A 10386-nucleotide genomic window follows, 5' to 3' on the forward strand; every position below is an offset into this window, starting at 1 on the left:
CGTGGGAATGCCGCCCTGGACGCTCCGCGTCCATGTGACGCAGAGCGTCACCGGGATGCGTTACCACGCAGGAGCGTAGGAACGATCAAACGTCCTTCGCGAGCAAGCTCGCTCCTACACAGAAATTGCTCCATCAAGGGGCGACCGTTTGCTCGCCCTTTTTTTGTCTGCGCTTCCCCTAAGGCTTGCGATCAGCAAGCTCCTCGAGCAGGTCTGATGAAGGAACGAAGAACAAGCCTCCAGTGACCGCCGTGCTGAAATCAAGCAATCGGTCATAGTTGCCCGCCGGTCTTCCGACAAACATATTCTCGAGCATCTGCTCAATCGGTTCTGGCGAACGCGCATAACCGATGAAATACGTACCAAACTCTCCTGCGTCTTGCGCGACGCCTTCTCTAGAGCCTCAGTGAGAGCGCTGATCTCTTTCTTCAAGGCGCTGACTCGGTTAAGAAAAGCCTGTTTGTTCAGGTGTTCTTTGTCGGGTTTTCTGCGAAATTCAGCAAATTGATGAAACAGCAGAGTCATCAATTTGCAAAGCTTTGTCGTTTCTTCTGAAGGACTACGCGCAACGGTGGGCTTTCAAAAAAAATTATGTTTAATAGTCTGTAGAATCAATAAGTTGTGCATATTTTTTGACATGGCTGCTTCATGGGTTTTTCAATTTTGTTGATAAAAACCTTTGAATTTTTTGAAATAAATGAACCAGCTTCGGCTGGTTCTTTTTGATCAAGAATCATCCTTTGCTGCCTATTTGCAGGCGCTGCAGGTCTACGTTTGACATTGTGTTTCCTCCATGGAGAGAAAAGCCTGGCAGTGTGTTGTATCGACCGGCCAGGCCCACAGCCGAACTCCATCGATCTCGAGAGGTAGTGAAAGATGCGTAGGTGACCGGGTAAGGGGGTCAAGTATGTTAGGAACACCTCGAGACTCTTGAACGCCGAGCGAGGGGCACACAAGCGCCTGCTTACAGATGCCCCGACCAAATAACTGCGACCGTTTAGATATTTGACCCGAAATAGTCGCGCAAGGTGTTTGCTCGTTGTTGAACTTCGCAGGCTGTTTCGGCGTGAAGAGCAAGTAGCGCGTTGCAGCCGCCCCGGCTGAGAGTCAGAATTCGGAGTACAACCGAGACCGCAAGATGGTGACCGGCGACAGCCCCCTCGCTGGCAATGCGCTTGGCAAGCTTACCGCCGATGCATTGCGGCAAGAAGTCGTAGCATGTTGATCACTGAATCCACCGAGGCGTGCTTCCTGGGGAACTTCATTAGTCTGGCAAAGTGCATCGCAACGATCTGAATTCGCTATTCGCTGCTGGACTTGGCCTGTACTGAGTAGGGAGAATGGTTTTTTGTTGCGAAAATGGAAGCTCACATGACTGACAGTACACAGCGTGCAGCCAGTGACATCGATCTGATGACTGAAGTTGCCATGCTTTATTACCTCGACAACATCACTCAGGAGGCGATCGCCAAGCGCTTTGATTTGTCCCGGGTAAAGGTCAGCCGACTGCTCAAGCGCGCTCGGGATGAAGGTGTGGTCGAGGTGCGTGTATTGCAGCATCCTGCGATGAACGTTGAGTTGGAACAGGCGTTGGTCGAGCGCTTCCAGCTGGATCGGGCGTTGATCGCCGTCGATCATGGCGACCCCGATACCCAGCGCTCAGCGGTTGCCAGCCTGGTGGCCAACTACCTGAACAAGACGTTGAGCGATGGCATGATCATCGCCGTCGGCATGGGCCGCAATGTGGGGGCCGTGGCCGAAAACGTGTTCTTGCCGGTCACTCGCAGCTGCACCTTTGTCTGCGCCATCGGCGGTTCGCTGAAGGCTGGCGAGTACATGAATCCAGACCATATTTGCCGTCGCCTGGCCTTGCGATTCGGGGCGGAAAGCGAAACGCTTTATGCGCCAGCCCTGGTGGCGAACCCGGAGTTGCGCAGCAATCTGATCAATAACGACACCGTACGTTCGACCCTGGACCGTGCCCGTCGCGCCGATATTGCAATGATCGGGATCGGAGACATGAGCGAGGACAGCAACATGGTACGCATGGGGTGGTTCTCGCCACAGGAAATTGCCCAGGCGCGGCTGTCCGGTACCGTCGGCGATATGATGGGATATGACTTTATAGACATCCATGGCCGGCCGGCCGTGAATACCTTGCAGGGGCGGGTGATCGGTTTGACGGTGCAGGAACTGGTGCGCATTCCCAATGTGGTGGCGATTGCCAGCGAAAACACCAAGGCCGCAGCTACGCTAGGCGCCTTGCGTTCGGGCGTGATCAATACGTTGGCGACGACGGTGTCGAATGCCTACACGATACTCGCGCTGGACGATGCCACTCGCAAGTAGAGCTGTTGACCAAAGCAAACGGCCCCCCTTTATCCGGTCGTTGTAAAACGTACCGGATCGAGGGGGCGCGCCATTAACCCTGCAGTTGTGCTTCGACCGACTCGGCGAGATTGGTGAGGATCAGGCAGCAAGACACCGCACCGGCATCCAGCACGCCCAGGGAGCGCTCACCCAGGCGGCTGGCGCGACCGATTTTCGCGACGAGATCCCGGGTGGAATCCCGACCCAGGGAGGCCGCGATTTTCATCCGGCCCAAGGCTTCGCTGAATGACGCCCCGGCGGCTTCGGCTTGTTCGAAGGCTTGCACTGAAGGAATCAATGTATCCATCAGGCACTTGTCGCCGACGCCCGCATCGGTGATGTCTTGCAGCGACGTGAGGCCACCGCGCAGCAGTCGGGCGAAACTCGCCGTATCAATTTCTTCGCGACCGCGCACTTCGTCGGCCATACCGATGAACAGGCTGCCGTAGAGCGGACCCATTGAACCGCCGATACCTTCCATAAGTGCCAAGGTCAGCTCGTCAAGCGCTTCGGCCAGGGACAGCTGTCGACCCTCAAGGCTTTTGCCGCAACGGGCGAACCCCTTGGCCATGTTGATGCCGTGGTCGCCGTCGCCGATGGCGCCGTCGACTTCACTGAGGTATTCACGGTTGGCGACGATGACCGAAACCAGGTTGGTTACGATGGCGCTACCGTTGCTGCTCGAGAAATGCTGGCTCATGGTTCACTCCGCCTGAGACATGCCGATGGAGCGGCAAGGTTGATCGATCAAGGTTGTCAGTTCAGCGTCGAGTCCGAGCAAGGTCAGGGTCACGCCCATCATTTCCAGCGAAGTGAAATAGTTGCCAACATAGCAACGATGAACTCGCAGGCCCTTGGCTGTGAGCTGGCGTTCCACTTCTGCGTAGAAAATGTACAGCTCCATCACTGGTGTTGCACCAAGGCCGGAGACCAGTACCACGACGCTTTCATCCTGGTTGAAGTCGCGGTCGGCGAGAATCGGCGCGATCATGCGTTCAGCCATGACGGCTGCTGATTCGACCGGAATGACTTCGATTCCCGGCTCGCCATGGTGGCCGATACCCAGTTCCATCATGCCGTCGGCGATCTGAAAGTTCGACTTGCCTACCGCCGGAATGATGCACGAGGTAAGGCCGACGCCGATGGAGCGGCACTGGTCGACGGCCTTCTGGGCGACGCGAATCACGCCGTCCAGATCATAGCCTTGGGCCGCTGCCGCGCCGCCAACTTTCCACATGAAAATCTCACCCGCCACACCACGGCGCTTGGCGATATCTTCCGGAGGAGCGGAGGCCACATCGTCGTTGGCCACGACGGTACGGATGTTCATTTCTTTGCTGGCGGCCATCTTCATCGCCAGCTTGACGTTCATGTTGTCGCCGGCGTAGTTGCCGTACAGGCAGGCAACGCCCGCGCCCTGATCGGCGGCACGGAAGGCATCGAAGAAGCTCTTGGCGGTGGGCGAGGAGAAAATTTCGCCGACGGCCACGGCATCGACCAGGCCGGGACCGACATAGCCGAGAAACGCCGGCTCGTGGCCGGAACCGCCACCGGTGACGATACCCACCTGGCCTGCAGGCGAGGTTTTACGCTTGCGGATGACCCGCGGATTGGCCTCGTATTGGGCAAGCTCCGGATGAGCTACAAGGATACCTTGCAGCATGTCTTCAACCACTTGATCCGGATCGTTTATGACTCGATTCATGAAGTGTTTCCTTGTTCTTGTAATGTTAAGGCCGATCACTGAATGCTGTAGCCGCCATCGATGACCACGTTTTCGCCGGTGATCATCTTGGCCGCGTCGCTGAGCAGGTAGAGCACCAGGCCGGCGATTTCCTCGGGCTGGGCGAAGCGCCCGATCGGAATCTGTAATTTGGCCCGTTCGCCTAATTCACCGGCCCAGGCTTTCTTGCCCAGTGCGGTTTCAACGATGGTTGGCGAGATGGCGTTGACGTTAATGCCGTGTGGCGCCCATTCCATGGCCAGGACCTTGGTCATGCCGACCACGGCGGCCTTGCTCGCGCAATAGGCTACGTGCCGGTCCAGGCCGATGACGGCAGCTTGCGAAGCGAGGTTGACGATGCGTCCGCTGCCTTGTTTGATCATATGCTGGGCGCAAGCCTGGGCAACGAAGAAACTGGCCTTGAGATTGATGTCCAGCGTAGTGTCCCAAGCGCTTTCACTGACGTCCAGCGCCTTGTCTAGCAAGGCGACACCAGCGCTGTTGACCAGGAAATCAAGGCGGCCGAGCTGTTCGACGGCCTGTTCAATCGCAGCACTTACCTGATCGAGTTGACGCAGGTCGACGGCCAGGCCCACATGCCCGGCGCCGAGGCTGGCGGCCACTTCGACCACTGCCGGGTCGCGATCCAGCAGGGCGACCTTGGCGCCGCGCTCTACCAGCAGGCTGGCGCAGGCCAGACCGATACCGGCAGCACCGCCGGTGATCACGGCGCAGCGGCCGTTGAGGTCGAACGCCTGGTTCCAGAAATTGGACATTGCATATACTCCATGCGGGCCGGATCCGGCCCGGGTTCTCAGTTAGGCAGACGCTTACTTGGTTCCGGTGACCTGGGTGTACAGGGCATCGGCGTTGTTGCTGGTGACCGGCACCCACGGCAGGATGTACACCTTATCGGTGCCGTCACCCCATTTCACATCCTTGGCATAGCGTTCCCAGATCACCGATTGCGGTTTGTAGTCTTTGCCCACCAGCGTTCGCAGCGCCATATCGAGGGCGCCCTGGGATTGGGCTTGAGCGTCTTGCAAGAAGGTGGTGATTTCACCTTTTTTGGCGGCCTGGATGGCGTCGGGCATGCCGTCAATGGCGGTCACGGGTATATCGTTTGGCGACAAACCACGGGACTTCACGGCCTGCAAGGCACCGAGAGCCATGTCGTCGTTCTGCGCAATAATGCCGGCTATGCCTCCGTTTGGATGAGCGTTCAGCCAGTCTTCGGTAAGCGTAAGGGCTTCGGCGCGAGACCAATTGGCGGTTTTCATCTCAACGATCTTGAGCTGTGGGTTCTTCAGCAGGACTTCCATTTCGCCTTTTTGCCGATCGATCTGCGCCGACTGGCCGATCGGCCCCTGGATAATTGCCACGTTACTTTTGCCGTTGAGCTTATCAACCATAGCCTGTGCCTGGAGGCGGCCACCTTCGACATCGTCGTTACCGATAAAAGGGACATTGGCGCTGGCGACCTTGGTATTGGAAGCGATCACTGGGATGTCGCTTTCCTGGGCACGGGCGACGGCGCCAACACCGGCCTTGGTGTCGATCGGTACGAAAATGATCGCATCGTAATGTTGGGTAACCATGGTTTCGATCTGGTTATTCTGGGTCAGGGCGTCATAGTTGCCGTCAAACACGGTCAGCTTCACGGTGCCGTCCTTGACTGCCGGATGCTCCTTGAGTTCGCGAACCCAGTTTTGCATGTACTGGCCCTTGAGTCCGTACACCGCAGCACCGATCTTGTAGGTCTTGTCCTGGGCAAGGGCGATGCTACTGGAGAGCAGGGAGATAGCCGCCAGCGCAGCAAGAGATTTGCCGAGTCTTTTCGTGGAAAGCTTCATGGAGAACTCCTTATTGTTTTAGTCGTACGGTTCAGTGCAAGGAATTAGCGTTTCTTCTTGCGCCAGACATCGATGAGCACCGCGAGCACGATGATCAGACCCTTGGCAACTTGCTGGTAATACGAAGAGACCCCGAGCAGGTTCAAGCCGTTGTTGATCACACCAATCAACAGTGCGCCGAACAGGGTGCCGACGATGCTGCCGGTACCGCCGGAGAGGCTGGTGCCACCGATCACCACGGCGGCAATGGCGTCCAGTTCATAGGAGCCACCGGCTTGGGGTAGGGCTGAAGTGGTGCGGGCTGCGAGCACTACACCGGCGAGGCCGGCCAGCAGTCCCGAGATCACGTAGACCGAGAACGTCACTTTGCGCACGCCGATGCCGGAGGTGCGGGCACTTTTTTCGTTACCGCCCACGGCATATACGTAACGTCCATAAGTGGTGTAGCGCAGGACCATCCAGAAAATCAGTGCGACCACGGCAAAGATAAGAATGGGGATACCGATCGGGCCGAGCTTGCCGATACCCAGTGCCAGGTAGCTTTCGGGTAAGTCGGTGACCGGGCTGCCATCGTTGAGAATGAAGGTCATGCCGCGGGCAACGCTGAGCATGCCGAGGGTGGCGACAAAGGGCGGGATCGACAGGTTAGCGACCATGAAACCATTGACTACGCCAAGCATTGCGCCTGCGAACATCCCGGCGCTGACCGCCGCCAGCAGGCCATAACCCTGAGTGGCCACCAGCGCACTGCACAAACCGGCAAAGGCCAGGATCGAGCCTACTGACAGGTCTATGCCCTTGGTCAGAATCACGTAGGTCATACCAACGGCAAGAATGCCGTTGATCGAGGTTTGGCGCAGGATGTCCATCCAGTTACGCCAGGTCATGAAGTATTCGCTGGCAAAAGCCATCACCAGACACAGCAGAATGAACACGAGCGGCAGGCCGAATCGGTCCAGGGCCATGCGCAGGCGGGCGCGTGGGCTGGTGGTCGTGGGTGCAGAGGTAGAGGCGGGTGTGGCAAGGATTTTGGTGTTCATGAGGCAAGACTCAACAAGGCTTCCTGGGAAAGGGCGGTATCAGTGCTAACGGTGACCAGTCGGCCGCCTTTGAATACCGCAATGCGATCACTCAGATGGAGTAGTTCCGGAGCTTCGGACGAGACCACAATGGCCGCGCCACCGGCGCGTACGAACTCGTCCAGCAGGTGATAAATTTCCTGCTTGGCCCCTTCGTCGATGCCGCGGGTCGGCTCGTCACAGAGCAGGCAGATCGGCTGGGTCGACAGGCACTTGGCGAGCACGACCTTTTGCTGGTTACCACCACTCATGGATTCCACGGGCAGATCGAGAGAGGAGATCTTGATCTGCAGGCGCTTGACCATGCTCTGTGCCAGCTCGTTTTCCTTGCGCGCATTGATCACCGACCAGTTCGACAACTGCTTGTAGGCGCTGAGGGCGATGTTGGCCATGATGCTGCCACTGAGCACCAGGCCGCTGTCCTTGCGGTCTTCGGTCACCAGCGACATACCAGCGCGGATAGTGGCTGCCGGCACGCCGATCGGCAGGGGTTGGCCTTGAAGCGTGGCGCTTCCGGAGTCGGGTTCGGTGAGGCCGTATAGACAGTTGAGGAATTCGCTGCGACCCGAACCCATCAAGCCATAGATGCCAAGAATTTCTCCCTGACGCAGTTGCAGGCTGATGTCCTGAAATTCGCCATCTCGGCTTAGTCCCTCGACATTCAGGCAGTTTTGAGCGGCGCATTCGCGACCGGCCTTATGGTCGATGCGCTGCAATTCCTGACCCACGATGCCGCGCACCAGATGTGCACGATCAATATCGGCCATACGCCCGCTTTCAACGAAGGCGCCGTCGCGAAAGATGCTGTAGTCGTCAGCAATTTGTGCCAATTCACTGAGGCGGTGGGACACATAGATGATCCCGGCACCACGGGCGGTCAGGCGGCGGATCGCTTTGAACAGGGTTTCCGCTTCGCGCTCACCAATGGCCGAGGTTGGTTCGTCCATGATCATCACCTGACAGTCATGACTGAACGCCTTGGCAATCTCTACCAGCTGGATCTGCGCCACGCTAAGGCGATGCATCGGGGTGGTGGCATCTACGTCGAACTCCAGGCTTTGCAGCAATTCGCGGGTGCGCCGGTTCAGCTCCTTACTGTCGACGATACAGCCGGCTCGCCGTGGTTCGCGGCCCAACCAGATGTTTTCGGCGACAGTCATGTAGGGGATGGGCTCCAGTTCCTGGGTGATCATGGCCACGCCGGCGGCCAGTGCGTCACTGGGGCGGTCGAACTGCACCGGTTTGCCGTTCAGCAAAATGCTGCCGGCGTCGCGTTGGGTGATACCCATGAGGATGCTGAGGAATGTTGATTTGCCTGCGCCGTTTCCACCGCACAGGGCATGCACGCTGCCGGCGCGGAGGGAGAGGCGCCCGTCACGCAGGGCGGGGACCCCTGCATAGGCTTTGGCGACATGTTCAGCCTGGAGCAGTAATGGCGTAGCCATTGGTGTGACCTCTTGCTGATTTTATTGTTAGGTCACGCTGATCATATGATCGGCGAGTGATCATATGTTTAATCCCGTTAACCAAGTGTGTCAATAATTTCCGATTGCTTTTTTGCTTTTTTGTTTTTTTTATCGGGGTTTAGGTGTGTTTATGGAAAATACAGCTTGACTCAGGCCTGATTTGGGGTTCGTAATGATTGTGCATTGGTTCGTAGATTGAACATATGTTCACATTGGTCATTCCAAGTGACCCTGGAGGAAGTTCATGGCTGTAAACGCATCGTTTTCTGTGGCCATCGGTAGCGATGAGGCAGGTTACGAACTCAAGGAGTTGCTCAAGCTCCATATCGAAGCCTTGGGTTACATGTTTCAGGATTTCGGCTGCTACTCGTCCAGTCCGGTGCTTTACCCGGATATCGCGGCGGCGGTGGCGACGGCTGTCAGTGTTGGCGAGCACCGTTTGGGCGTGTTGATTTGCGGTACCGGCATCGGCATGGCTATTTCCGCGAACAAGATCAAAGGCGTCCGTGCCGCGCAGGCCCATGACACGTATTCCGCCGAGCGTGCACGCAAAAGCAACGACGCGCAGATCCTGTCCATCGGTGCACGGGTGATCGGTCCCGAGTTGGCCAAGAGCATTGTCAAAATCTTTCTTGAGTCCGAGTTCGAAGCTGAACGCTCCGGTTCGAAGGTCGAGCGCATTACTGCGGTTGAGAAGGCCAACAGAGAGCTGCCGGGCAAATAAGGCGCAGGTCTGACGTGCCACAAGTCTGGTCAGGTTAAGCGCCAGGGACTGAAACACAAATCAACAAGAGCCCAAAAAATGTCCAACCTGCTTGAACAATTGAGACAACACAGCGTTGTGGTAGCCGATACCGGCGATCTCGACGCGATCCGGCGCTTCGCGCCTCAGGATGCAACCACTAATCCTTCGTTGATTTTGAAGGCGGTCCAGTCTGGTCAGTACAACGCATTGGTCGATCAGATCCTGAGTGATGTGCGTGGCTTGGGTGTCAGCGTCGAGGACGCCATCGATGAAGCCTGCGACCGCTTGGTGGTTGCCATGGGCAAACAGATTCTTGAGCTCGTGCCGGGACGCGTGTCGACCGAAGTGAATGCCCGGCTCTCCTTCGATAGCGTGGCGAGCATTGCCAAGGCCCGGCGCCTGGTCGAGCTGTACGAAGAGGCCGGCATCGGTCGGGACCGCATCCTGATCAAACTGGCCGCCACCTGGGAAGGCGTGCGTGCGGCCAAAGTGCTGGAGTCGAACGGCGTCCAGTGCAACCTGACGCTGATCTTCAACTTCGTCCAGGCACGGGCCTGCGCTGAAGTCGGGGCCTTTCTGATCTCGCCTTTCGTGGGGCGCATTCTCGACTGGTACAGCAAGGCCAACCCAGGCGTTGTTTATGCGCCGGAGGAAGAGCCCGGCGTGCAATCGGTGCGCCGCATCCTGCAGTACTTCCGCCAGCATCGTTATTCCACGGTGGTCATGGGCGCGAGCTTTCGCAATGTCGGTGAGATTCAGGTGCTGGCCGGTTGCGACCGTCTGACCATCAGCCCGGCGTTACTGGAAGCCCTTGAAAGTAGTGACGCCCGGCTGGTGCCTGTGCCGATCGAGGGCGCCGGGCACGACGGTGCAGCGCCCAAACGACTCACCGAAGCCGAGTTCCGCTGGCAGATGAACGAGGATGCGATGGCCACCGAAAAACTGGCCGAAGGCATCCGTGGATTTGAGGCGGATCAGTTGAAGCTTGAAGCGTTGCTGCGCAAAAAACTTGCCGGAGGTGTAGCTTGAACCAGCCTGAACAGATTGTGAGAACGAGCCAGCGGACTTTGGCAAACGCCATTCGTGCCCTCAGCATGGATGCCGTGCAAAAAGCCAACAGCGGCCATCCCGGTGCCCCTATGGGTATGGC

Annotated in this window: 10 protein-coding genes and 1 pseudogene; 4 read left to right on the forward strand and 7 right to left on the reverse strand. The window is 57.7% G+C overall.

The features are described 5' to 3' along the window. Nucleotides 1-178: 178 nt before the first annotated feature. Nucleotides 179-376 (reverse strand): annotated as a pseudogene (locus AC07O1_RS30070) (Dyp-type peroxidase); the annotation flags it as partial. 995 nt (nt 377-1371) lie between these two features. Between AC07O1_RS30070 and AC07O1_RS30075 the strand changes: the two are divergent. After that, entirely contained in the window at nt 1372-2349 is a 978-nt protein-coding gene (locus AC07O1_RS30075; protein ID WP_495091153.1) for a sugar-binding transcriptional regulator, read from the forward strand. A gap of 73 nt (nt 2350-2422) precedes the next feature. Here AC07O1_RS30075 and dhaL read toward each other — a convergent pair whose 3' ends face one another. Genes dhaL through AC07O1_RS30105 form a run of 6 tightly spaced genes read right to left on the reverse strand, consistent with a single transcriptional unit; the run spans nt 2423 to nt 8470 of the window. Beyond that, nucleotides 2423-3070 carry a dihydroxyacetone kinase subunit DhaL gene (gene dhaL / locus AC07O1_RS30080; protein ID WP_495091154.1) on the reverse strand — a complete coding sequence of 216 codons (648 nt, stop codon included), beginning with the start codon at nt 3068-3070 and terminating at the stop codon, nt 2423-2425. A 3-nt stretch (nt 3071-3073) separates the two neighbouring features. Then, nucleotides 3074-4075, reverse strand: coding sequence for a dihydroxyacetone kinase subunit DhaK (locus AC07O1_RS30085; protein WP_495091155.1), 1002 nt, complete (start codon nt 4073-4075; stop codon nt 3074-3076). A gap of 35 nt (nt 4076-4110) precedes the next feature. Beyond that, a complete protein-coding gene (locus AC07O1_RS30090; protein ID WP_495091156.1) occupies nt 4111-4869 on the reverse strand; it encodes an SDR family oxidoreductase in 759 nt (252 codons plus the stop codon). A 54-nt stretch (nt 4870-4923) separates the two neighbouring features. Beyond that, nucleotides 4924-5946, reverse strand: coding sequence for a substrate-binding domain-containing protein (locus AC07O1_RS30095; RefSeq protein WP_495091157.1), 1023 nt, complete (start codon nt 5944-5946; stop codon nt 4924-4926). A 44-nt stretch (nt 5947-5990) separates the two neighbouring features. Next, on the reverse strand, nt 5991-6986 hold the full coding sequence (locus AC07O1_RS30100; protein WP_495091158.1) for an ABC transporter permease: 996 nt from the start codon (nt 6984-6986) through the stop codon (nt 5991-5993). Further along, the gene (locus AC07O1_RS30105) at nt 6983-8470 is read right to left on the reverse strand and encodes a sugar ABC transporter ATP-binding protein (protein ID WP_495091159.1); all 1488 of its coding nucleotides are present in this window, start codon (nt 8468-8470) and stop codon (nt 6983-6985) included. The genes AC07O1_RS30100 and AC07O1_RS30105 overlap by 4 nt, the downstream gene beginning before the upstream one ends. Nucleotides 8471-8735: 265 nt before the next feature. Here AC07O1_RS30105 and rpiB point away from each other — a divergent pair, with 265 nt between their 5' ends. The 3 genes from rpiB to AC07O1_RS30120 form a co-directional block, all read left to right on the forward strand. Further along, on the forward strand, nt 8736-9215 hold the full coding sequence (gene rpiB, locus AC07O1_RS30110) for a ribose 5-phosphate isomerase B (protein ID WP_495091160.1): 480 nt from the start codon (nt 8736-8738) through the stop codon (nt 9213-9215). 78 nt (nt 9216-9293) lie between these two features. Further along, a complete protein-coding gene (tal, locus tag AC07O1_RS30115) occupies nt 9294-10265 on the forward strand; it encodes a transaldolase (protein WP_495091161.1) in 972 nt (323 codons plus the stop codon). Nucleotides 10266-10282: 17 nt separating this feature from the next. Next, the coding region (locus AC07O1_RS30120; RefSeq protein ID WP_495091162.1) for a thiamine pyrophosphate-binding protein at nt 10283-10386 on the forward strand (104 nt) is incomplete at its 3' end.

This window comes from Pseudomonas sp. GW821-FHT07G10 (assembly GCF_059418545.1).

What these genes read in the sequence shown, in the direction of transcription:
- AC07O1_RS30075 (WP_495091153.1), top strand. Translation starts at nt 1,372, where the DNA reads ATGACTGACAGTACACAGCGTGCAGCCAGTGACATCGATCTGATGACT.
- rpiB (WP_495091160.1), top strand. Translation starts at nt 8,736, where the DNA reads ATGGCTGTAAACGCATCGTTTTCTGTGGCCATCGGTAGCGATGAGGCA.
- tal (WP_495091161.1), top strand. Translation starts at nt 9,294, where the DNA reads ATGTCCAACCTGCTTGAACAATTGAGACAACACAGCGTTGTGGTAGCC.
- dhaL (WP_495091154.1), bottom strand. Translation starts at nt 3,070, where the DNA reads ATGAGCCAGCATTTCTCGAGCAGCAACGGTAGCGCCATCGTAACCAAC.
- AC07O1_RS30085 (WP_495091155.1), bottom strand. Translation starts at nt 4,075, where the DNA reads ATGAATCGAGTCATAAACGATCCGGATCAAGTGGTTGAAGACATGCTG.
- AC07O1_RS30095 (WP_495091157.1), bottom strand. Translation starts at nt 5,946, where the DNA reads ATGAAGCTTTCCACGAAAAGACTCGGCAAATCTCTTGCTGCGCTGGCG.
- AC07O1_RS30105 (WP_495091159.1), bottom strand. Translation starts at nt 8,470, where the DNA reads ATGGCTACGCCATTACTGCTCCAGGCTGAACATGTCGCCAAAGCCTAT.
- AC07O1_RS30090 (WP_495091156.1), bottom strand. Translation starts at nt 4,869, where the DNA reads ATGTCCAATTTCTGGAACCAGGCGTTCGACCTCAACGGCCGCTGCGCC.
- AC07O1_RS30100 (WP_495091158.1), bottom strand. Translation starts at nt 6,986, where the DNA reads ATGAACACCAAAATCCTTGCCACACCCGCCTCTACCTCTGCACCCACG.